The 21419-nt window shown below is 73.2% G+C and carries 19 protein-coding genes; 6 read left to right on the forward strand and 13 right to left on the reverse strand.

Features of this window, described 5'->3' with window-relative positions:
- Nucleotide 1: 1 nt before the first annotated feature.
- From ACFXOZ_RS03980 to ACFXOZ_RS04020, 9 genes are all read right to left on the reverse strand, one after another.
- Nucleotides 2-1291: an esterase/lipase family protein gene (locus tag ACFXOZ_RS03980; RefSeq protein WP_380587197.1), complete on the reverse strand. Its 1290-nt coding sequence runs from the start codon at nt 1289-1291 to the stop codon at nt 2-4.
- Nucleotides 1292-1531: 240 nt separating this feature from the next.
- Nucleotides 1532-2371 (reverse strand): PP2C family serine/threonine-protein phosphatase, encoded by an 840-nt coding sequence (locus ACFXOZ_RS03985; RefSeq protein WP_380587200.1) that lies wholly within the window; start codon nt 2369-2371, stop codon nt 1532-1534.
- Nucleotides 2372-2411: 40 nt separating this feature from the next.
- Nucleotides 2412-3047 (reverse strand): DUF5753 domain-containing protein, encoded by a 636-nt coding sequence (locus ACFXOZ_RS03990; protein ID WP_380587203.1) that lies wholly within the window; start codon nt 3045-3047, stop codon nt 2412-2414.
- A 98-nt stretch (nt 3048-3145) separates the two neighbouring features.
- Nucleotides 3146-3826, reverse strand: coding sequence for a hypothetical protein (locus ACFXOZ_RS03995; protein ID WP_380587206.1), 681 nt, complete (start codon nt 3824-3826; stop codon nt 3146-3148).
- A 69-nt stretch (nt 3827-3895) separates the two neighbouring features.
- Entirely contained in the window at nt 3896-4189 is a 294-nt protein-coding gene (locus tag ACFXOZ_RS04000; protein ID WP_380587209.1) for a hypothetical protein, read from the reverse strand.
- 13 nt (nt 4190-4202) lie between these two features.
- A complete protein-coding gene (locus ACFXOZ_RS04005; protein ID WP_380587210.1) occupies nt 4203-5543 on the reverse strand; it encodes an NUDIX domain-containing protein in 1341 nt (446 codons plus the stop codon).
- 103 nt (nt 5544-5646) lie between these two features.
- Nucleotides 5647-5829 carry a hypothetical protein gene (locus tag ACFXOZ_RS04010; protein WP_380531102.1) on the reverse strand — a complete coding sequence of 61 codons (183 nt, stop codon included), beginning with the start codon at nt 5827-5829 and terminating at the stop codon, nt 5647-5649.
- Entirely contained in the window at nt 5826-6152 is a 327-nt protein-coding gene (locus ACFXOZ_RS04015) for a MazG-like family protein (RefSeq protein WP_380531105.1), read from the reverse strand. Before ACFXOZ_RS04015 ends, ACFXOZ_RS04010 begins: the two co-directional genes overlap by 4 nt.
- Nucleotides 6153-6491: 339 nt before the next feature.
- Nucleotides 6492-6851 carry a hypothetical protein gene (locus ACFXOZ_RS04020; RefSeq protein ID WP_380587212.1) on the reverse strand — a complete coding sequence of 120 codons (360 nt, stop codon included), beginning with the start codon at nt 6849-6851 and terminating at the stop codon, nt 6492-6494.
- Between the two features lie 310 nt (nt 6852-7161).
- On the opposite strand from ACFXOZ_RS04020, the gene ACFXOZ_RS04025 reads away from it, so the two are divergent.
- Entirely contained in the window at nt 7162-8499 is a 1338-nt protein-coding gene (locus ACFXOZ_RS04025; RefSeq protein WP_380587214.1) for a GH1 family beta-glucosidase, read from the forward strand.
- Nucleotides 8500-8652: 153 nt separating this feature from the next.
- Here the strand turns inward: ACFXOZ_RS04025 and ACFXOZ_RS04030 are convergent, their stop codons facing one another.
- A complete protein-coding gene (locus tag ACFXOZ_RS04030) occupies nt 8653-9108 on the reverse strand; it encodes a MarR family winged helix-turn-helix transcriptional regulator (RefSeq protein ID WP_380587218.1) in 456 nt (151 codons plus the stop codon).
- Nucleotides 9109-9214: 106 nt separating this feature from the next.
- On the opposite strand from ACFXOZ_RS04030, the gene ACFXOZ_RS04035 reads away from it, so the two are divergent.
- Both ACFXOZ_RS04035 and ACFXOZ_RS04040 read left to right on the forward strand, forming a co-directional pair.
- The gene (locus ACFXOZ_RS04035; protein WP_380587221.1) at nt 9215-10246 is read left to right on the forward strand and encodes an aldo/keto reductase; all 1032 of its coding nucleotides are present in this window, start codon (nt 9215-9217) and stop codon (nt 10244-10246) included.
- 79 nt (nt 10247-10325) lie between these two features.
- Nucleotides 10326-11561, forward strand: a complete 1236-nt coding sequence (locus ACFXOZ_RS04040; protein ID WP_380587224.1) for a Gfo/Idh/MocA family protein — start codon at nt 10326-10328, stop codon at nt 11559-11561.
- On the opposite strand, the gene ACFXOZ_RS04045 is transcribed toward ACFXOZ_RS04040, so the two are convergent.
- Nucleotides 11507-13762: an MMPL family transporter gene (locus tag ACFXOZ_RS04045; protein ID WP_380587226.1), complete on the reverse strand. Its 2256-nt coding sequence runs from the start codon at nt 13760-13762 to the stop codon at nt 11507-11509. The two genes, ACFXOZ_RS04040 and ACFXOZ_RS04045, sit on opposite strands and share 55 nt — an antisense overlap.
- Before the next feature lie 141 nt (nt 13763-13903).
- Between ACFXOZ_RS04045 and ACFXOZ_RS04050 the strand changes: the two genes are divergently transcribed.
- The 3 genes from ACFXOZ_RS04050 (at nt 13904) to ACFXOZ_RS04060 (ending at nt 17553) form a co-directional block, all read left to right on the forward strand.
- Complete coding sequence (locus tag ACFXOZ_RS04050; RefSeq protein ID WP_380531126.1) at nt 13904-14578, forward strand: TetR/AcrR family transcriptional regulator; 675 nt, start codon at nt 13904-13906, stop codon at nt 14576-14578.
- A gap of 304 nt (nt 14579-14882) precedes the next feature.
- Nucleotides 14883-16898 (forward strand): sensor histidine kinase, encoded by a 2016-nt coding sequence (locus ACFXOZ_RS04055; RefSeq protein ID WP_380587229.1) that lies wholly within the window; start codon nt 14883-14885, stop codon nt 16896-16898.
- Between the two features lie 85 nt (nt 16899-16983).
- Nucleotides 16984-17553: a GNAT family N-acetyltransferase gene (locus tag ACFXOZ_RS04060; protein ID WP_380587232.1), complete on the forward strand. Its 570-nt coding sequence runs from the start codon at nt 16984-16986 to the stop codon at nt 17551-17553.
- A gap of 46 nt (nt 17554-17599) precedes the next feature.
- Here the strand turns inward: ACFXOZ_RS04060 and ACFXOZ_RS04065 are convergent, their stop codons facing one another.
- Both ACFXOZ_RS04065 and ACFXOZ_RS04070 read right to left on the reverse strand, forming a co-directional pair.
- A complete protein-coding gene (locus tag ACFXOZ_RS04065; protein WP_380587235.1) occupies nt 17600-20224 on the reverse strand; it encodes an acyl-CoA reductase in 2625 nt (874 codons plus the stop codon).
- Nucleotides 20221-21387: an acyl-protein synthase gene (locus ACFXOZ_RS04070; protein ID WP_380587297.1), complete on the reverse strand. Its 1167-nt coding sequence runs from the start codon at nt 21385-21387 to the stop codon at nt 20221-20223. The genes ACFXOZ_RS04065 and ACFXOZ_RS04070 overlap by 4 nt, the downstream gene beginning before the upstream one ends.
- Nucleotides 21388-21419: the final 32 nt, after the last annotated feature.

Consider the following 21419-nt stretch of genomic DNA (forward strand, 5'->3'; position numbering starts at 1 on the left):
CTCAGTTCAGCCAGCCGGCGACCTGCGCGCCCGCGGCGCCGTCCCAGCCGAGTTGCAGGTGGTTGGCGAGGGGGATCAGCGCGGTGCCGCCGACGGTGCCGAAGCCGGTGGTGTCCAGCGCGCTGGACACGAACACCACGCCGTCGCTGGGCCCCCGGTTCTCGTTGAAGATCCCGACGATGCTCGGCGTGCCGCCGGCCAGGAGGTACGCCGTCACCGAGGAGGGCACTCCGGCCCGGTGCAGCGGGGCGATCAGCGAGCCGGCGTCGATCGCGGCCTGGATGCCGCCGCCGTCGGTGTAGAAGCCCTGCCCGCCGTAGTAGGTGGTGTACCAGTCCTGCTGGGTCTGGTCGACGCCGAACACCGAGTCCCAGCGTGCCAGCATCTGCCGCTGCCCCGGGTAGTCGTCGTAGCCGCCCGCCGCCGTGAAGGAGAACTCCGGGTGCGCGGTGTAGGTGCCGTAGCAGGTCATGCGCAGGTGCGGGGACGGGGCGTTGACCGCGCCGCCGCACTGCGGCCAGATCGAGAAGTCGTGCGCCCACCCGTGCGCGAACGGGTAGTCGTAGCCGCCGTTCGGGCCGCCGAGGGTGATCAGCTTGCGCACGTCGCCCGCGTACGGGCGGCCCCAGGAGGGCTTCACCGAGGAGACGTAGGCCCGCGCGGACATCTCGCCCTTGCTCCAGCCCACCACGTCGACCTGCGGGACGCCGAGCTTGGCGCGGATCAGCGCGACGGCGTCGCCGACCTCCTGGGCCTGCATCAGGTTGTCGCCCTGCTTGTGGGCGAACCCGATCGCGAACACCCGGTAGCCCCGCCCGGCGAGGTTCTGCATCAGCCCGGTGTTCGGGCAGGAGGCCGAGCCGCAGCCGTACCCGCCGGACTCGCCGGGGTTGGCCCAGGCCCGGTCCGGGTTGTCGTTGGCGCCGTGCACCAGCAGTACCGGGACCGGGTGCGCGCCGGTGTTCCAGCCGGGGGCCGAGTAGAGCAGGAAGCGGCCGGAGAAGGGCTGCTTGACGCCGCCGAAGAAGGTCAGCCGCTGCCCGTCCTGGTCGCCGCGGCCGTCCGGCGGGTACTGCTCCTGCCGGAAGCCGGCGGTGGTGTCGAGGTAGCGCTCCACGCGGTCCCAGCCGTTGGCGACGGTGCCGTAGGTCGCCTCCAGGCTCAGGTTGGCGGGCACCGCCGCCGCTGCCCGCCCCGCCGGGACGACCACGCCCACCAGCGCCAGCACGGTCGCGAGCAGCCAACCCGCGCCTCTGCGCCCACCACTGCTTCTCCCCGAGCCGTGTTCCATGCCGCGTCCACTCCTCCGCATCGCGCCGCCGGTTCGCGACACCCTACGAACGCCGGAGTGCCCTCCCTATGGCGGCGACCCATACCCCGGCGACCCTGCTGTGGTCGCCGACCACATGGTCAGGACGCGAACCTGGGCGACCCGGCACGATGACACCCAGGGCCTCGCGCCGACCGGGTCCTCTGGCGTTCCGCCGCCCCGCCGGTGGGTTGCCGAGGACCGACCGAACACTCCCGCAGATCAGGCGAGGAGCCAGTGGGCCAGGGCTGCGTCGTCCGATGTCTTGTAGCGCGGGTGGCGGCGGGCGTCCGGGTCCGCCGCCTCGAAGGAGCGGATCCTGTCGATGACGGTGTCCGGTCCGTGCGCCCGGGACAGCGCGGCGATGTGCGGCCAGGTGAGGAGGGCGTAGGAGTCGACGGCCTCGGTGATGCCGTCGGTGGCGAGGAGCAGGTCGGTCAGGCCGTCGGTCGGCCAGGTGGCGGTGATGGCGTTCTGGCCGGCCTCGGGGTCGGCTTCGGCGATCCAGTACCCGCCGGGGCGGTTGACCTGGGTGTTCTGGAAGTCCCGCAGTTCGCGCAGGATTTCGCGGTGGCGCTCGTCGAAACCGTGGCCGTCGCGGAGCCGGGACCGGTAGAGGGACGCCTGGGGCTGGGCGTCGACGAGGTGCGCGAGACGGTCGTCCCGGAGCTGCAGGAGGGTGCCGTCGCGGTGGATGGCGGTGATCGGACTGTCGCCGAGGACGGCGACGTCGACCTGGTGGTCCGCGAGGCGGGCGACGGCGACGGTCGCGGCCGGGGAGCGCCCGGGAATCAGGTGGTGGTCGCGGGCGAGGCCGCCGATGGCGGCGGTGAGGACGTCTCGAAGGTCGGCGCGGGGTGTTCGGGTCAGCAGGTCGGCGATCCGCTCGCCGAGGGCGCCGGCGTACCAGCCGCCGCGTGGCTGCTCGTCGGTGACGGTGCTGACGCCGTCCAGGACGACCAGGGCGTGGTCGAGCACCACGATCCGGTCCTCGGTGGGGCGGTTGTCCTGTCCGGCGCGCTCGCCCGTGCGGACGACGGGCACGGTGGAGGTGGTCGACATCGGGGGTGTCCTTCGCGGGTGTGGAAGCGGTGGTCGGAGCTCAGGCGGTGTGCAGGGCCGTGGTGATGATGGCCCGGGCGTCGTCTCCGTACACGGCGGACTCGTGAAGCCGGTCGAAGGCCCGGTGGAAGATCTGGACACGGTCGCCGGTGATCGTCTCGCCCCCTCGGTAGCCCTCGACTTCGACTCGGGTGCCGTCGAAGATCCCGAATCCGTCGCCGGGGTAGACAGCGAGCCGCGCGCGGGTGGGGATGATGCCGAGGGCGAGGCCGGGCAACGCCAGGGCCTCCAGGAGGTGTTCGAGCTGGGCCCGCATGACCTCTGGGCCGCCGATGCCGGTGCGCAGCGCCTGCTCACCGAGCAGGACGTGGAAGGTGCGTCCGCCGACGCCGAAGTACTGGGCGCGGGCGACGCGCTCGGCGGCACCGGCCTCGATGTCCCGCGGGATGCCGTGCAGGTCGACGACGAGGCGCAGGACCTCCTCGGCGTAGGCGCGGGTCTGCAGGTTTCCCCAGACGAGGGCGGGGCTGTAGCCGTGGTAGTGCGTGGTCTGCTCGACGAGTCGGCGGAACTCGGCCTGGGTCGGGCCGGTCCCCTGCTGGAGAAGAGCCGGCCAGTCGATGGCGGCCGGGGCGGTGGCGGTGAGGTCCGGGGTGGGGAGGGTGGCGTCGGACATGCGGTTCCTCCTGGGAACGGGCTGCGGTGCGGGGCCTGCTGGACTGGTTTTCCCCGCCCGGCGCACGCACGCGCCGGGCGGGGACGGCGAACGCGGGGTCAGCGAGCGGGCTGCGACGGCTCGGCGCCGTCGGAGCCGCCGGCGAGGGGGATGGTCGCGACGGGCTCCCAGGACAGCTCCCAGGCCGACTCGCCACCCGGACGTGGGAACTGCTGGAATGTCACGTCGAGCAGCTGGAGCGCGCTGAAGCGAACGGAGGCGTGGCTGGGCGAGATCTTCCGCAGGGCCGTCTGCAGCGCGTCGGAGGACACCTCGGCCCAGGCGTAGCCGAGCGAGATGTGGTGCCGGCCGCCGTTGTGGAGCAGCGCGCCGGGCCCGCGGACCTCGCGAATCGCATCGCGGACCCGCTCGCGCAGGTCGACCAGGCTCTCATCGGGACCGAGGTCCAGGAAGGCCCCGGCTCGGTTGGCGATCGGGGAGCCGGCCGTGACCTCCAGCGGGCCGGTGAAGGCCAGGTGCGTGTGGAGGGCTGCTACCAGGTCGTCGCGTTCCTCCGGGGCGATCTTGTCGGCGGTGGTGTCGGCGACCATCTCGATGGTGCAGTGCAGCGTGCCGTCGCCGAGCGGCGTGATCGGGTAGGGGCTCATCGCCTCCCGGCACTCGTCGACCAGCCGGGCCAGGGCGAGGTCGGACTGCAGGTCCGGAACGGCGTAGACGTGCAGGACGCGGGCGCCGTCGGGCCACGGCGCGCCCTGGAACTTCGGAACGAACTTCTCCACGATCGCTTCTCCGTCACGTTGGTGCGGCAGCCGTTACGCGTGGGGCGGCGCGGCCTCGCCGCTGCTGGGTCAGGACTGGCCGAGACGCAAACGGCGGGCGCGCTCGAAGGCGTAGCAGGGGGCTGGAGCGGGGTGCTGGCGTTCCCACACCGGCCACACGCTGGAGACAGTGGCGTTGGTGCGGATTCCGGGCCGGATCCGGCGGCCGAGGTCGGAGGCGAGGCGGTCCGAGCGGGCGGCGAGTTCGGGGGTGTCGGTGTCCTGGACACCGTAGCCGCACGACATGTGCCACCAGAAGTGCGTCTCGGCGGGCGGGAGTTCCGGGCCGGCGGCGGTGAGCTCGGCCCGGATCAGGGCGGCCACCTCCCGGACATGCTCAGGCTCCGATCAGGTCGAGGTAGTGGGCGACGTACGGCGGGGTCTTGAGTGCGGCGACCTCGGAGAACGGCACCCAGGCGATGCCCACCCCTTCGTCGCCGAGCCGGATCGCGTCCTTCGGGCCGGTGTACACCGCGTGCAGGACGCGAGTCATCGCCGAGACGTGCTCGTGGCGGGGGCCGGGCAGCTCCCGGACGTCGGTGATGGTGATCCCGGCTTCCTCGAACACCTCCCGGGTCGCGGTCTCGCGCGGCGTCTCGTCGTGCTCACGCCACCCGCCGATCGGGGTCCGGTACCCCGGCCAGGCGATGCCCTCCTTGTCGTCCCGGTGGTGCACCAGCAGCTCGCCGTCCGGGGTGGTGACGAACACCACGACGCCCTCGAAGTCCTGGTGCGCCGGGGTCGGCCGCTCGATGTAGAGCACCCGACCGGAGCGGGCGGCGCGCAGCACCTGGAGCAGGTCCCGGTACTCCTGCGGCGTCATGAAGTGACGCCAGGTGTAGTCCGTCTCGAAGCGGAACTCGCAGTGCTCGGCCGGGTCGAGGACGATGCGGGCCTGCTGCTGATCGGTGAGCGTGCCGCCGTCGAAGACCCAGCCGATCGACGGCACGGGGCGGACGTGGTCGGCCTGCTGGTGGATGACGGCGATCAGCCGCTGTCGGCCGACCGGGTCCGGGTTCTCGGCGAGCAGGTCGAGGCCGATCTCCTCACGGGCCTCGCGCAGGGCGGTGTCGAACGGGGACTCGCCGGGCTCGGAGTTCCCGCCCGGCCAGTCCCAGCGCTCGGTGTCCACGGAGTTGCGCATTCCGAGGACGCGGCCCTCGTGGTCGCGCGCCAGGAAGCAGGCCCACGTCATCGGCCGGTCGATCGTGCCCAGGTAGCGGCTGGCGGGCTGCCACCCCGCGGCGAGGCGGTGGGTGAGCCAGGCGATCACCTCGCGGTAGCCGTCGCTGGTCGGCGGCAGTTCGTCCGGGCGGAACCAGCCGAAGGCGTCGTGCTCGGAGAGGGTCACCGCGGTCTCGTCCGGGACCGTGCAGGTGAAGACGAACTGACGGGTCAGGCGGCCTCGGGTGTCGACGAAGTCCAGGGCCCGCACGTACTCGATGTCGGAGCAGTGGAGGCCGGTCTCCTCGGCCAGCTCCCGGATCGCCCCGTCCCGGGGGTCCTCGCCGTCGTTCAGCCCGCCGGCCGGGTAGTCCCACAGGCCGGGCAGCACGTCGTCCTGCTTGCGGCGCAGCATCAGGATGCGGCCCTGCGGGTCGCGCACCACGGTTCCGGCCGCGAGCTTCTGGATGCCTTCGGTCAGGGCCTGTTCGGCGAGCAGCTTGTACGAGATCATGCGGTGGTCTCCTCCTTCGTACGGTTCCAGTCGCCCCAGGCTGTGACCGGCTGCCCGGCCAGGGTCTCGGCGACCTGCCAGAGCTTCCCTGAGCGGGAGCCCTTCACAAGGACGACGTCGCCGGGGCGTACCTCGCTCTGGAGCCAGGCGACGAACGGGCGCGGGCAGTGGCCAACACGCCGGCCTTGCGGCCGGAGATGAGTTCGGCGTCGCTCTCGGGCGGCAGGTACTCCATCATCTCGGCTTCGTCCTCGGCCGTCAGGTCGAGCTGCTGCGTGCTGCTCAAGCGGTGCCCTCCCAGCCCTCGGTCTTGGTGCGGATGGTGCGCAGGTGCTCGGTGAGGAACCATTCGGGGTCGCCGCCGAGCATGCAGAGCGTGACGAGGGCGGTGAGGGCGGTGTCGCACGCCTCGGCGCGCACGTGGTCCCAGGTGTGGGAGTGGCCCTTGTTCGGGCTGACCCCGAGCGCTCCGATGATGGCCTGGGCGAGCTCGCCGGCCTCCTCCTGGACCTTGAGTCCTTGCAGCATCCGGAGCTTTTCGGGATCGTCCTTGAAGCGCGAATTCAGCTTATTGGCAACCAAGTTGGCAACTTGCAGCAGCTCTTCCATGGGGGTTGATCCTGCTCCCTGTTCGATTTCGCATCCAAGCGCCGGGAGGTTCCCGGCGGTTCTCGGCGAGCCCGGGTCGAAGACCCCGAAGAGCACGTTTTCGATTCGGGTCGGGCCGCTCACCGCGAGGTCGGGTCCTCCTGAGGCTGGGGGTGGCCGGGCAGGCCGGGGCGGTCGGATCAGGGTGGAGCGTGTCGAGGCCGGGCGCCGGGCTGCCGTTCACCACCGGGACGGCTGCCAGCTCCACCAGGTCCGGCGGCTGGGCGTCGTTGCCCTCCACGTCCACGGCGACAACTCGGGGCCAAGTGCTGTAGTCCATGCGTTCCCCACGGGCGCCGGTCATGTCTGGACGAGCTCCCGCCTTCCGGAGGCGGCGTCGAATCCGTGGGTGGAGAACGCGCGCCCGCCAGCCAGGTGCGCTTCCACCGCGGCCTTGGAGGTCGGGAACATCGGACTGAGCATGACGTCGGAGGCGGGGTGCCAGCGCACCTCCAGGTGTTCGTCCGGCTCGACGTCGGCCAGCTCGCCCGTGAACTCGCTGGTGGCGAAGACGAAGAGGACGAACCCGCCGTGCTTCCGCCGAAGGAGCAGGATCCGGCCGCGGTCGTGGATCAGGCACCCGGCGCCGAAGCGCTCGATGCCGTCACGAGCAGCATCCTCCACGGGGGCCAGGACGGACGGCGGGACGTTGCGGCACATACGCTGCTCCTCGGGTCCGGACCGCTCGGGTTGAGCTGGGCCGATACGAGCTGAGCCCTTCATGTGCGTCCTGGCGTCATGATGGGTCATCAGGGATCACGTGTGGCAGCCGCGATGGGCCCTGATCTGGCGGGATTTGGACTGATGGACACCAGTCGGACGCCCTTTCGATCACTGAGGATCAAGTGGGTTCAGAGCCATCGGGTGTTGCGATCTTCGTGGAGCGATGCGCCTCCCCTGGTGTTCCGCCGCCCCGCCGGTAACATGAGTACCCCTCACGTTTCCGTCGTGTTCGCGCCAGGAGGCTGTCATGCCCGACCGCTACGACCTGCCGGCGGGGTTCCGCTGGGGTGCCGCCACCGCCGCCTACCAGATCGAGGGGGCGGTGGCGGAGGACGGCCGCGGCCCGTCCGTCTGGGACACCTTCACCGCCCGCCCCGGGGTCGTCCGCGACGGCCACACCGGCGCGGTCGCCTGCGACCACTACCACCGCTACCCCGAGGACATCGCCCTGATGAAGGGCCTCGGCCTCGACGGCTACCGCTTCTCCCTCGCCTGGTCGCGGATCCTGCCCACCGGCAGCGGGCCCGTGAACCCCGCCGGACTCGCCTTCTACGACCGCCTGGTGGACGCGCTGCTGGAAGCGGGCATCACCCCCCTCCCCACCCTCTTCCACTGGGACCTCCCGCAAGCCCTGGAGGACCACGGCGGCTGGCTCAATCGCGACACCGCCCACCACTTCGCCGACTACGCCGCCGTCGTCACCGACCGCCTCGGCGACCGCGTCCCCACCTGGATCACCCTCAACGAGCCCTTCGTCCACACCGTCTTCGGCTACGCCCTCGGCACCCACGCCCCCGGCCGCACCCTGATGTTCGAGGCCCTCCCGGCCGCCCACCACCAGCTCCTCGCCCACGGGTTGGCCGCCTCCGTCCTCCATGACCGCGGCCTGGAGGTGATGCTCTCCAACAACCTCACCCCGGTCGAGCCGGCCACCTCCTCACCCGAGGACGCGGCCGCCGCCGCGGCCTACGACGCCCTGCACAACCGCCTGTTCGCCGACCCCGTCCTCCTCGGCCGCTATCCCGACCTCTCCGCCCTCGGCGTCCCCGACGACATCTTCGGCGCCGTCCACCCCGGCGACCTCGACCTCATCCACACCCCCGGCCTGGACGGCCTCGGCCTCAACTTCTACAACCCCACCCGCGTCGCCGCCCCCACCGAACCGGGCCTGCCCTTCGACCTCGTCGACATCCCCGAGGCCCCCCACACCGCCTTCGGCTGGCCCGTCGTCCCCGACGCCCTCCGCCAACTCCTCATCCACCTGCGGGACTTCTACGGCAAGGCCCTGCCGCCCATCACCATCACCGAGAACGGCTGCTCCACCGCCGAGGACCTCGACGACACCTTCCGCATCGACTACCTCGCCACCCACCTCGACGCCCTCGCCGCCGCCACCGCCGAAGGCCTCGACATCCGCGGCTACTACACCTGGTCCCTCCTCGACAACTTCGAATGGGCCGAGGGGTTCAATCAGCGCTTCGGCCTCGTCCACGTCGACTTCGCGACCCAACGCCGAACCCCGAGGGCGTCGTATGCCTGGTACCGCGACCTCATCGCCGCCCACCGGAGGCGGTCCACCACGTAGGTGGGCCGATTCTTCCCGTCACCTTGCTGTGGCGAAGTGGGGAAGTGGCGAAGTGGCTCCCTGACCGCCGCCCTGACCGGCTGGGCTGACTCGTCCTCCGCCGCCGGCGCGGGTGAGAGGCGGCGGTCGGCCGGAGCGCCGCTGTGCCGGCGCCTACAGCCGGCGGAACACGGAGATCAGGGTTTCGATCTCCTGTGCGGAGAGCTTGTCGGTGAGGTGGCGGCGTACTGCGGTGTCCAGGCCGGGGTGTACGGCGGTGATGGCCGCCCGTCCGGAGTCGGTGAGGGCGACGGTGACGCCGCCGGCGCGTTCGCGGGTGACGAGTCCGCGTTTGCCCATGCGGGTGAGCTGGTGGGAGACGCGCGTGCGGTCCCAGCCGAGTGACGCGGCGAGCTCGCTCTGGCGCAGGCTGCCTCCCGCCTTGTTGAGGTCGGCGAGGATCGTCAGGTCCGGTTCGGACAGGCCCGCCGCCTCGGCGGTGTCCGCGATCACGCGGGCGCGGACGACCTCGTGGGCGCGTTTGAAGGCGCTCCAGAAATCGACGGGCCCGCCCATGGCGTCGGTCGTGGCCTCGTCCGGAGCGGCGGCCCCCGCGTTCGGTGTTGACATATCAACGCGCCTCTTCCTAGTGTTGAGATGTCAACGCTAGCAGTCGGCTGCGCCCTCGGCAGCCCCTGTCGGCCGCGTCCATCCTTCCCGCCCCGCAGGAGGCACCGTGCAAACCCGACCCCTTGGAGCCGGCGGCCCGCAGGTCCCCCCGCTCGCACTGGGCTGCGCCGGCATGTCCGACCACACGGCCCCCGCCGACGAGGCCGACGCCATCGCCACGATCCGCACGGCCCTCGACGCCGGCGTCACCCTCCTCGACACCGCCGATTTCTACGGCATGGGCCACAACGAGGACCTCATCCGCCGTGCCCTGCGTGCCGGCGATCGCGAAAAGGCGCTGCTGAGCGTCAAGTTCGGCGCTCTGCGCGGCCCCGACGGATCCTTCGTCGGCATCGAGGGCCGTCCCGCCCACGTGAAGAACGCGCTCGCCTACTCGCTGCGCCGCCTCGGCGCCGACCACGTCGACATCTACCGCGCCGCCCGCCTCGCCCCCGACACCCCGGTCGAGGACACCATCGGCGCCCTCTCCGAGCTGGTCCAGGCCGGGTACGTGCGGCACATCGGGCTCTCCGAGGTGGGGCCCGAGACCATCCGCCGTGCCCATGCCGTTCACCCGATCTGCGATGTTCAGATCGAATACTCCCTGTTCAGCCGTGGTCCCGAGGCCAACGGCATCCTGGACACCTGCCGCGAGTCGGGGATCGGCGTCACCGCCTACGGGGTCCTCGCGCACGGCCTGCTCACCGGCACGTACCGGCAACCCGCCGGAGGCGACCCGCGCGCCCACTGGCTGCCCCGATTCCACCCCGACAACCTTGCCGCGAATCTCACCCTCGTCGAACGGTTGCGGCCTCTCGCCGACGCGCGCGGCATCAGCGTTGCGCAACTCGCCACCGCCTGGGTCATCGCCCGGAGCCGCGAGCGCGGCACCGTCGTGGCCGTCCTGGGCGCCCGGCGACCCCACCGCGTCGCGGAGGCCCTGGCCGCAGCCGACGTCGCCCTGACCGACGCGGACCTCCGCGCGATCGACGAGGCCGTCCCAGCCGATGCGGTGGCCGGAACCCGCTACGCCGCGCCCCTCATGGCGCTGCTGGACTCCGAACGCGGCCCGGATCCGTCGGCAAGCGCACGGAACTGACCGCCGACGGCCGACCGGACTCCCGTGCCCACCGGGCGCGGATCTCCGCCCCATCCACCCACAGAACAGGCTGCGCATCGTGAACACCTCTGCGTCACCGCTCACCGAGCTGGTCCGGTCCGAGAAGCCGATCGGAGTAGGGATCATCGGCCTCGGGGCGCACGGCAGTTGGGCCGAACGCTCCCACCTGCCGGCGCTGCGGGCCGTCCCGGGGTACGAGTTGAAGGCCCTGAGTACGAGTTCGAAGCAGTCGGCGGAGCGTTCCGGACAGAAGCACGGCGTCTCCCGAACCTTCGGGACGGCGGCCGAACTGGTCGCCTGCGAGGAGGTGGACCTCGTGGTCGTGGCGGTGAAGGTGCCGCACCACCGGGAACTGGTGCGGACGGCGCTGAGCGCGGGCAAGAGCGTGCTGTGCGAGTGGCCCTTGGGCAACGGGCTCGCGGAGGCCGAGGAGATGGCGCGGGAAGCGCGCAGCCGCGCTGTGCCGACCGTCGTCGGACTCCAGGCGCGGTCGCATCCGGCCCTCGCGTACGCACGGGATCTGGTGGCCGACGGCTACGTGGGGGAGGTGCTGTCGACGACGGTCGTCGGCTCCGGCGGTGCCTGGGGCGCCACCGTCGGCCCCGGCGATCACTACGTGCTCGACGCCGCCAACGGCGCAACACTGCTGACCATTCCTTTCGGCCACACCCTCGACGGACTCGCGTCCGTCCTGGGGGAGCCCGAGGGGCTGCGGATCCGACTGGCGTCGCGGCGTACGTCGGCCATGGACACCGAGAGCGGACAGCCCGTGCCCATGACCGCCGCTGACCAGGTGGTGGCCTCGGGACGGCTGCCGGGCGGCGCGGTGGTCACCTTCCACTACCGCGGAGGCATGTCCCGGGGCACCAACTTCCGCTGGGAGATCAACGGCACCGAGGGCGATCTCGTCCTCACCGCCCCGGTCGGCCATCCCCAGCTCAGCCCGGTCGCCCTCGAAGGCGGCCGCGGAACCTCCCCCGGACTCGCTCCCCTGCCGGTGCCGGAGTCGTACGTTCGCGTCCCGCACCTCGATCCCCGAGCCGACGCGCCGCTCTACGCGGTCGCTCACGCCTACCGGCAGTTCCTGGACGACCTGCGCGAGGGCACGTCGGCGGTACCCGATTTCGCGCACGGCGCCGCCCGGCACCGCAGCATCGAATCCGCCGTGACGACAGACCGACCTGACGTGCTGATCTCACCTGCGCCCGCGGTCCGCTGTGGTGACCACCGCTGTGGCGACTACCCGACCGCCGCCGGGGAGCGGGGTGCTTCGGCGGCGGTGTGCGGCTGGTAGAAGTCGCTGTGTCCTTCGACGTGGAGGTGGGGCAGGCGGCGGTCCAGCCAGCCGGGCAGCCACCAGTTGCCGCGGCCGAGCAGGTGCATCACGGCCGGTACCAGCAGCAGTCGGACCAGCGTGGCGTCGATCAGGATGGCCGACCCCATGCCGACGCCGATGACCTTGATCGGCAGGTCGGGCGCCGGGACGAAGGCCGCGAACACGGCGACCATGATGGCCGCCGCCGCGGTGATCACCCGCGCGGTGCCCGCCAGTCCGCTGACGATGGACTCCGCGTTGTCGTCGGTGCGCAGCCAGGCCTCACGCATCCGGCTCACCAGGAAGACCTCGTAGTCCATCGAGAGGCCGAACAGGACGGCGAAGGTCAGCACCGGGACGAAGGCCGGCAGCGGGGTGGGGCTGTCGATGCCGATCAACCGGCCGGCGGTGCCGCCTTCGAGGACGAGGGCGACCACGCCGTACGCGGCGCCGACGGAGAGCAGGTTCATCACCGCGGCCTTGAGGGCGACGGCGAGGCTGCGGAAGGCCACCAGGAGCAGGAGCATCGACACCGTGACCACGCCGCCGACGAGCAGCGGGATGCGGCCGGCGATGTTGTCGGTGCTGTCGATCGCGGCGGCGGTCGCCCCGCCGACGTGCACCCGGACGCCGGGGCCGACCGCGGCCGGGATGACGTGATCGCGGAGGTCGCGGACCAGGGTCTTGGTGGCGCCGGACTGCGGACCGCTGTCCGGGACGACGGTGAGCAGCAGCGAGCGGCCGTCGGCGCCGGGCACCGGCGGGCTCACGGCCGTGACGCCGGGCACCGCCTTCAGCGCGGCGGGCAGCGAGGCCGTCGCGTCGGCGGGGGTGCCCGGCGCCGACTCGGCGACCAGGACCAGCGGTCCGTTGCTGCCCGGTCCGAATCCGGCGGCCACCGTGTCGTACGCCAGCCGGTTCGAGCGCCCGGCGGGGTCGTTGCCCGCGTCGGGGAAGCCGAAGCGCACGCCGAGGAACGGCGCCGCGAGCGCCAGCAGGACGACGACCCCGGTGACGGCGCCGAGGACGCGGTGACGTTCGACGAGCCTGCTCCAGCGCAGCCAGCCGGCGCCCACCGGGCTCCCGCCCCGGGCGGCGCGGCGCCGGGGCACGGGCAGCCGGAGGCGCTCGACGTGGCGGCCGAGGTAGCCGAGCAGGGCGGGGAAGAGGGTGGCGGACGCGGCGATCACGACGAGCACGGAGAGGATCGCCGAGACCGCGGCGCCGCGCATGAACGACAGGCCCATCGCGAACAGCCCGAGCATGCTGACCACCACGGTCATCCCGGCGACCACGACCGCGCGGCCCGCGGTGTCCAGCGCGGCGACCGTGGCGGCCTCGGGGTCGAGTCCCTCGGCGCGCCACTCGCGGAACCGGGTGACCAGCAGCAGCGCGTAGTCGATGCCGACGCCGATCCCCAGCATCGCGGCGAGCGAGGTCGACCAGTCCGGGACCGGCATGATCGCGGCGAGGACCGGCAGCAGGGCGCTGCTGACCGCGAGCCCGCCGAGCGCGGTGAGCATCGGCAGGCCGGCGGCCACGACCGAGCCGAAGGTGATCACCAGGATCACGGCGGCGGCCGCGATGCCGATGGCCTCCGAGCCGATCGCGCCCTGCTCGGCCTGCTGGACCGTCATGCCGCCGAGGTGGACGCGCACGCCGCCGTCGACGGAGCGGGCGAGGTCGAGCAGCCGCTGGGTGTCCGCCTTCGGCATGTCGGGGGCGACGGCGACGTCCAGGCGGATCTGCCCGAGGGCGGTGCGGCCGTCGGCCGACACCCTGCCGCGCGGGCCGTACGGGTCGTCGATGCCGTTGACGTGCGGCACCTGGGCCATCCGGGCGAGCAGGTCCTTGACCCGGTCGCGGGTGGCGGCGTCGGTCACGCTGCCGTCGGTGGTCAGTACCAGGCTGATCGACTCACCGCCCAGCCCGGGGAAGTCCCGTGCCAGCAGCTGCTGGGCCTGCTGGGAGTCCGAGCCGGGCGCGGTGTAGTCCGCGCTGTACTTGCCGCCGAGGCCGGCCGAGAGGCCGAAGGCCGCGCCGGCGGCGAGCAGCCAGAGCAGCACCGTGCGGCCCCGGTTGCGGAAGCTCCAACCGGCTATTCGGCCGAGCGGGCCGGGCCTGTGCGGCCCGTTCCCCCCGGCGGCCGTCCGCCGGTCCTCGCGCGGTCCCTGGGACATAGTGGTCCTCCGTGCGTCGTCAGGGGCGCGGCCCCCGGCAGAGCGTTACGCTTCATAACGGGTCTTATGAAGCGTAACGTTTCCTTCGACGGGTACGGATTGTCAATGCGGTGACCGGTGCAGCGAGCCGATGGAGATGTGATGACGGGTGGGGCGACCGAGGAGGGCGGGGGGCGGAGCCGCCGTGAGCGGCTGCGCGCCGACACCGTGGAGGAGATCAAGCACACGGCCCTGGGCCTGATCGTCGAGCGCGGCGCGGCGAACCTCCGCTTCACCGACATCGCCCGCGTCATGGGGATGACCCCGCCCGCGCTGTACCGCTACTTCGCCGACCGGGACGAGCTGCTCACCGCCCTGGTCGCCGACTCGTACGACAGCCTGTCGGACGCGTTGGCGGCGACCGGCGGGACCGTGCCGCCGGACGACCTGGACGGACGCTTCGTGGCCACCTGCACCGGCTACCGCACCTGGGCGCAGCGGAATCCGGAGCGCTTCGCCCTCATCTTCGGCTCCCCCGTGCCCGGGTACGCGGCCCCGCCGGACGGGCCGACCGTGGTGGCCGCCCGGCGGGCGATGGAGCACATGGCCGAACTCGTCGCCGACACGGCCGAGCGCGGCCGGCTCGGCAGCCCACTGGTGCCGGACGCGGGGGAGGCCCTGATGCTGGCCTGGGCCACCGTGCACGGCTTCGTCGCCCTGGAGGCGCACGGCCACTTCCACGCGCTCGACCAGGACGCGCGGGACCGCCTCTTCGCGGTCCAGGCGGGCGTCGCCGCGCGCACCGCGGGCCTGTCGCCGGCCGCGGACCGGTGGTGACCAGGGCCCGCGCGGCGGACGGTCACAGCCGCCGCTGACGTATCGCCACCCGTCCGACGGGTGTCCCGGTCGATCCTCGGTGGGCCCCGGCGGCGGCGGGCACCGCGCGTGGCGCGGCCGAACGGGCGAATCCCACCCGCTGACGGGCGGTGACCGTACGTACGGCTCGACACCGGTCGGCCACGGAGTGTAGCCATACAGTGCTTCGGCCGGTGTGGTGCACGTGGGGCGGGAGAGGGACCGGTGGCCCGTGCGGTCGGGACGGGGCGCCGGGCAGGATGGGGTGCGGCAGGGAGGTGGGCGGATGAGAGGGCTCGGCGTCGGCGGTGCCGGGGTTGCCACGGCCCTCGCGGCCGCCGGGACCACGCTGGTGTGCGTGGCGGCCTGGTCGCTCCTCGCGCTGACCCACCCCGGGGTCGGGGGCGTCAGCGACCAGTACCTCTACAACGGCGTCTGGGTGGCGGTCGGCCTGGCGTTCACGCTCGCCGGCCTGTTCCTGGTGGTGAACCGGAACGGCCAGGCCCTGGGGGCGCTGCTGCTGTTCGCCGGTCTGCTGCAGTCCTTGCGCATGGTGACGCTGCTGGCGGCCGCGTTGGCCGGAGCCGGACCGACGGCCGTCACGGTGGTCGCGGGGGTGATGCTGGCCGCCGACATCGCCAACGCCTCCGTGGTGATCGGCTTCCCGCTCTGGCTTCCCGACGGCAGGTTGCTCGGCGGGGCCTGGCGCGGCATCACCGCCTCGGTGGCCGCCTGGAGCGCCCTGCTCGCCTTCGGCAACACCGCCCAGGTGCCCGCGTGGTACGGCCTGCCCAACCCGCTCCACCACACCGCGCTGTTCGCCTGGCTGGACGGGTGGCTCAGCCCGTACGCCGTCAGGGAGTTCGCCGCGACCCTGGTGTTCACCCTGACGGTGGCCGCGGTCCGCTGCTGGCGCCTGCCCGGACCGCACCCGTACCTGCGGGCGGTGATCGCCGCCTACCTGCTCTGGTGCGTGCTGGCCGTCGTCCCGCACTTCGTCGGCGAGTGGCTGCCCTACGCGGTCGTCGTGGCCGGTGAGGCCGCCTGGATGCTGGTGCCGATGGCCGCCTTCCGCCGTGACCGCCAACTCTCGCTGGACCGGGCCACCCGGCGCTACCTGGCGGCGTTCGCGTTCTGCGCGCTGCTGTTCGTCGGCGCCCTGCTCACCGCCTGCCTGACGTACCGCCTGCTGCCCACCGCCGGGCCCGGCGCGCGTTGGTGGCAGGTGGTGGCGGCCGGGGCCGTGGGTGCGCTGCTGCGGCCCACCGCCCGGGCGGTGGGCCGCGCCGTGGACCGGTACTACTACGGCGAGCGGGCCCACCCGTACCAGCTGGTCCGGCAGCTGGCGGAGCGGATGAGCCATGCCGTCGACCCGGCGGACGCGCCGCCGCTGCTCTGCCGGACGGTGGTGCAGGCCCTCGGGCTGCCGGCCGCCGTGGTCCGGGTGCGGACCCGGAGCGGGCCGCGGGAGCTGGCCCGGCTCGGGACGGTCGAGCCGCCCGGCGTCCGCTTCCCCCTCACCTACGAGGGCGCCGAGATCGGCGAGCTGCTGGTGCCGCCCCGCCTCGGGCAGTCCGAGCTGGACCGGCAGGACCGCGAGGTGCTGGGCCTCCTCGCGGACCAGGCATCGCCCGCGATCGCTTCGCTCGGCCTGTCCGAGGACCTCCGGGCCAGCCGGGAGCAGCTCGTCCTGGCCCGCGAGGAGGAGCGCCGCCGTCTGCGCCACGACCTCCACGACGGCCTCGGCCCCGCCCTCTCCGGCCTGCGCCTGCGCATCGACGCCGCCGGCACCGACCTGCCCGACGGCTCCGGGGCCGCCGCCTCGCTCACCGCGGCCTCCGCGGGCATCGGCCAGGCGATCACCGAACTCCGGCGGATCACCGGCGGCCTGACGCCCGGCCCCCTCGACAGCAAGGGCCTGGCCGACGCGCTCCGCCGACTTGCCGACACCCTCGGCAGCCGGGCCCTCCGGATCACCCTCGACCTGCGACCCGACCCGCTGCCCGCGCTCTCCGCCGCCGTCGAGGTCGCCGTCTACCGGATCAGTGGTGAGGCCCTGAACAACGTGGTCCGGCACTCGGGTGCCACCGCCGCCAGGCTCAGCCTCCGCGCCCTCTCCGACCGCGTCACCGTCGAGGTCGCCGACAACGGCGCGGGCTTCGCCGGCCGCGACTCCACGTCCGGCGTGGGCCTCCGCTCCATGGCCGAACGCGCCGAGGAGCTCGGCGGCACCTTCACCGCCGGCAACGCCCCCGCCGGTGCCGTCGTCCGCGCCGTCCTCCCCCGCGGCCGCGCCGACTGATCCGGGAGGTGGTCGTCGGGAGGTGGTCGGCGGGCGGCGGGAGTGGCCGGCGGGAGTGGGTGGTGGGCTGGGTAGGGTGCCGGGCATGAGCCGGAACGTGAGTGGTGCCGCGGGTGTCGGAGACCTGGTGATCGTCGGGGCGGCGGCGGTCGGTGGGGAGTTCGCGGGGACGGCGCAGGCGATCTTGGCGGAGTTGGTGCTGGGGGGCGCCGCGTTGGGGTGGGTGGAGCCGCCGTCGCTGGAGGAGGTGGCGGCGCTGGTGGAGGAGGTGGTGGCGCGGTCGCGGGCCGGGGACGGGGCGTTGCGGGTGGCGTACCTGGGCGGGCGGCCGGTCGGCTTCGGCTACTGGCTGCGCCACCGGCGGCCGACGCACCGTCCGCACGCGGAGCTGGAGAAGCTCGCGGTGTCCGCCGCCGCCCAGGGGCGGGGCATCGGGCGGGCGCTGACCACGGCGTTGATCGCGGACGCGAGGGCCGCGGGCATCGAGGTGCTCACCCTCGACGCCCGCGGCGACAACGCCGACGCGCTGCACCTGTACTACTCGCTCGGCTTCACCGAGTACGGGCGGCTCCCGGACTACGTGGCCGTCGGGGAGCGCCGGTACGACAAGGTGTTCGCGATGGTGGACCTGCGCCGGGGCCACCCCCGGACCTGAACCGGTCCGGGGGTGGCCCCGGGGGTGAGCCCGGCGCAGGCCGGCGTCACGCGGTGGGCTGCCGCCGGTCGACCACCGCCCGGAGCTTGCCGCTGGTGGGCGTCCGTTCGAAGGCGGCGGAGGGGGCGGTCTCGACCGTGACGTCGAGCAGGGCCTCCGCGACGGCCGAGCCCAACTCCGGGACGGCGGCCAGGAACGCGGCGCGGGCGGTGGCCGCAGGCGGGGCGTAGCGCTCGTCGAGGCGGACGGTGGCGTGCTCGCGCTCCGCGCCGGTGTCCAGGACCAGCTGGAGTTCGCCCTGGTAGCCGAACTCCTCCTGCGCCACCGCGCCGAGGCGCCGGACGTTGAGGAAGTACGTGCCGACCCGGACGACGTCCCCGTAGCGGCCGAGGAGTTCGATGCGGGGGGTGTGGCTGCCGCAGGGGCAGACGCCCTCGACGGTGCGGCCGAGGTCGCCGATCTGGTACCGCTCCAGGCGCTGCCCGGCCCGGGTGCGGCTGGTGAAGACCAGGCGGCCCGGCTGCCCGGCGGGCGCCGGGGTGTCGGCCTCCGGGGCCAGGATCTCCAGGGTGTGCAGGTCGGTCAGGACGTGGTGGACCGAACCCTCCGAGTGGGTGCACTGGTAGCCGAGCGGCCCCAGGTCGGTACTGCCGTACGCCGCCGAGCGGATCACCTCGACGCCGAACTCCTCGGTGAGCACCCGGCGTTGCTCCGCCGTGAAGTGCTCGCCGCCGTAGAACACCTTGCGGATCCCGCCGTACGCGCGCAGCGCGGTGGCCTGGTCGTGGAACAGCTGCCAGAGGTACGAGGGCATGCCGAACACGGTGTCCGCCCGGTGCGTCACCAGGGCCTCGGCGGTGGCGGCGTGGTCGGGGCCGGCGGCGATCGGGAGCTGGGTGGCGTTGAGGCGCTCCAGGATCGAGAAGAAGCTGATGAAGCTCCCGTACATGCCGCCGCAGTAGAACAGGTTGGCGGCGCGGTCCCGGGCCGGGTCGAACCCGGCGGCGAGCAGGCCGTCGGCGGAGGCCCGCATCTGGGTGTCGTAGTCGGCGTTGGTGAACACCGACAGGGCCGGGGCCCCGGTGCTGCCGCCGCTGCGGAAGTGGAGGTGGGCGTGCTCGGGAGCGAGGGCGCCCAACTGCTCCTGCACCCCGGCCTTGTCCAGCAGCGGGCCGCTCGGTGCGGCGGGGACGAAGGCGGGGGCCGCCAGGTCGTCCAGGCAGGCGGTGGTGGCGAAGGCCTCGTCGGCCCGGACGCTGACCCGGCGGCTGTAGCGCTGGAGCGCGTACACGCCGTCGTGGGGCTCGCCGTGGTAGCCGTCGAGCATCCCGCCGACCGGGGTGACCCGCAGCACGCCGGCGGCGAGCACCGCCTGCGACAGCCGGGCGACGTCGGCCCGGCTGCCGCCGATCGCGGCGGTCTGCAGGTAGCGGCGCATCGGGCGCAGCACCGTCATGGCGGAGCCGCGGGGCAGCGGCTTGACCCAGACGCTGCGGTGGAGCGGCGAGGCGGCCAGGGCGGGGCGGGTGTCGGCGAGGACGCGCCAGGACCCGTCCTCGGCGGCCAGGACCCGGGTCAGGCCGAGGTGTTCCTCCAGGCGGGCGATGAGTTCGGTGGTGGTGACCTCGGCGTGCTCGGCCGGTTCGAGTGCGGGCCGGGGGAGGCGGGCGGAGGCCTCGGCGAGGTGGGCGGCGAAGCGCTCGGCGAAGGCGAAGACCTCGGTGGCGGCGGTGGTGCCCTCGGTGCCCTCGGTGTCGAGGTAGATCACCTGGGGGCTGGAGCAGGCCTGCTGTTCGAAGCGGCAGACGTCGGCGGCGAGCGCGTCCAGGGTCCGCGGGTCCGACCAGGCGTCACGGGTCAGGTAGGCGAAGGAGATCCGGTGGCCCCACTCGACCAGGCGGCAGCCGGCCGGGACCAGTTCGGCGACCGAGCGGACGGCGTCCTCGCCGCCCCACACCGCCACCGCGTCGGCGGGCTCGCACAGCAGGCGCAGCCACTCGGTGCGGGAGGAGGGGAAGCGCAGTGCGACGATCCGGCGGGCCAGCGCGCCGGTCGGGTCGGCGGCGGCCAGCTCGGCGAGCAGGAGCTGGGGGAGCAATGTGTCGTTGCTGCTGGTCTTGAGCACGTTGAGGTTGCCGGTGAGCAGGCCCTCGATCACGCTCAGCGGGGCCACGGCGGCGGCGTTGCCGGGGGCGATGTGGACCAGGAGCCCGACCGGCGCCCATGCCTCGAAGGTGGTCTCCCGGGCGTCGGGCCGGGTGAGCCGCTCGGGGCGCAGTCCGCCGAGTTCGCGCCGGAGCTTGAGTTCCAGGGCCGGGCGGGCGATCGCGCCGGTGATCTCGGCGAGCGTCGCGGCCGCTTCGTCCGGGTCGACACCGTCGCCGCCGGTGACGAGTTCGGCGAGGAGGCGGGTGCGGACCGGGCTGCCCGGCGTGGCGAGGGCGTCGGCGAGGCGTTGGCAGGCGCTCAACACCAGTTCGGTGGGCAGGGGTTCGGCGAGGACGCGGGCGGCGAGCGCCGGGAGCTCGGCGAGCCGGCGGGCGGCCTCGGCGTCGTCGATGAACGAGCCCTGCCAGAAGTGGGGCCCGGTGCCGACGAGTTCACCCATCGCGGGCGCAACGGTCGCGGGCTCGGTGGCCACGGGCTCGGTGGTCATGGGTTCGGTGGTCACGACATCCCCTTCAGGAGTTCGGCGGCGGCCGCCGCGCAGTTGCGGTTCCGGCTGACCCCGGCGCGGCCGTGGATGGTGAACCACGGGGTGGGCAGCGGGCAGGGGCACTCCTGCCCGGGGTGCAGCGAGGCGAGGTCGCCCATGACGACGCTCTGCGCCGGCACCGAGGTGATGTACGGGGAGACGAGGTGGAGGAACCCGCGTTCGCCGTACGGCAGCGGCTCCAGGGTGCGGGTGTCGCGCACCGCCGCCCGCGACCAGACCGGGACGTGCAGGCGGTGGTGCCCGCACTCGATGTACGGCACGCAGTGCTCGACCGAGCCGAAGGTGTCGCGGATGCGGTCCGAGGGGATGCCCAGCTGCTCCGTCACTCCGGCGTAGAACTGCTCCTTGCCGATCTGCCGGTCGGTGTGCCCCTTCCAGCCGCCCCCGAGCAGGACCAGGGAACCGGCCGGGAGTCGCAGCGGCGGGAGGCCGAGGGCGCGCATGCGCTCCAGGGTGAAGTGGAGGAAGGACGGGAAGCCCAGGATCCGTACCGGCAGGCCCTCCTCGGCGTAGCGCTGTAGGGCCTCGATGCAGCCGTGGACGTCGAACTCGTGGCCGCTGCCGGTGTGCCGCAGCGCGTGGGTGGTGTGGTTCGCCGGGGCGAAGTCGCAGAGGTAGTTGTCCGTGAACGAGGTGCCGAGTTTCAGCTGCGGGGCCGGCTCGTAGCTGTACAGCAGGTAGTTGACGGGCTGGTCGGGCGTGATCCAGCCGTAGTGGTCGAAGATGCGGGCCACCATGCGCTGCGCGGAGCGGATCGTCCAGCTGTCGAAGAACATCTGCGACTTCTGGCCGGTGGTGCCGGAGGAGGTGAGGTGGAGGAACACGTCCTCGCGGGGGATGGAGAGCACCTCGTGGCGCTTGAAGAAGTTGGCGTGCACCAGGGGTGTGCGGATCCCCTCGCCGACGGTCGGCGCCGGGCTCTCCACCGGGCCGTCCAGCAGGGACCGGAGGAACGGCGAGCGCTGTGCGTGCCAGGCGTGGGACTCGGCCATCGCGGCGGCGAACAAGGCGTCGGTCTCCGGCCCGGCCGTGTACGGGGCGGCGAGGTCGCAGAGCTGCTGGACGTGCGGGAGCGCGGCCGGGTCGGGGACGGTGACCGGCGCGAGATGGGTGTTCACGGGTCGGTCGGCCGGGTGGTCGGCCGGGTGGT

Origin of the sequence: Kitasatospora sp. NPDC059160 (assembly GCF_042755465.1) — a bacterium.
Taxonomy (GTDB): Bacteria; Actinomycetota; Actinomycetes; order Streptomycetales; family Streptomycetaceae; genus Kitasatospora.

Bases quoted from the DNA above. Each gene is read 5' to 3' on its own strand.
- ACFXOZ_RS03980 (WP_380587197.1), bottom strand. From the start codon at position 1,291: ATGGAACACGGCTCGGGGAGAAGCAGTGGTGGGCGCAGAGGCGCGGGT.
- ACFXOZ_RS03985 (WP_380587200.1), bottom strand. From the start codon at position 2,371: ATGTCGACCACCTCCACCGTGCCCGTCGTCCGCACGGGCGAGCGCGCC.
- ACFXOZ_RS03990 (WP_380587203.1), bottom strand. From the start codon at position 3,047: ATGTCCGACGCCACCCTCCCCACCCCGGACCTCACCGCCACCGCCCCG.
- ACFXOZ_RS04005 (WP_380587210.1), bottom strand. From the start codon at position 5,543: ATGATCTCGTACAAGCTGCTCGCCGAACAGGCCCTGACCGAAGGCATC.
- ACFXOZ_RS04015 (WP_380531105.1), bottom strand. From the start codon at position 6,152: ATGGAAGAGCTGCTGCAAGTTGCCAACTTGGTTGCCAATAAGCTGAAT.
- ACFXOZ_RS04020 (WP_380587212.1), bottom strand. From the start codon at position 6,851: ATGTGCCGCAACGTCCCGCCGTCCGTCCTGGCCCCCGTGGAGGATGCT.
- ACFXOZ_RS04025 (WP_380587214.1), top strand. From the start codon at position 7,162: ATGCCCGACCGCTACGACCTGCCGGCGGGGTTCCGCTGGGGTGCCGCC.
- ACFXOZ_RS04030 (WP_380587218.1), bottom strand. From the start codon at position 9,108: ATGTCAACACCGAACGCGGGGGCCGCCGCTCCGGACGAGGCCACGACC.
- ACFXOZ_RS04045 (WP_380587226.1), bottom strand. From the start codon at position 13,762: ATGTCCCAGGGACCGCGCGAGGACCGGCGGACGGCCGCCGGGGGGAAC.
- ACFXOZ_RS04050 (WP_380531126.1), top strand. From the start codon at position 13,904: ATGACGGGTGGGGCGACCGAGGAGGGCGGGGGGCGGAGCCGCCGTGAG.
- ACFXOZ_RS04055 (WP_380587229.1), top strand. From the start codon at position 14,883: ATGAGAGGGCTCGGCGTCGGCGGTGCCGGGGTTGCCACGGCCCTCGCG.
- ACFXOZ_RS04060 (WP_380587232.1), top strand. From the start codon at position 16,984: ATGAGCCGGAACGTGAGTGGTGCCGCGGGTGTCGGAGACCTGGTGATC.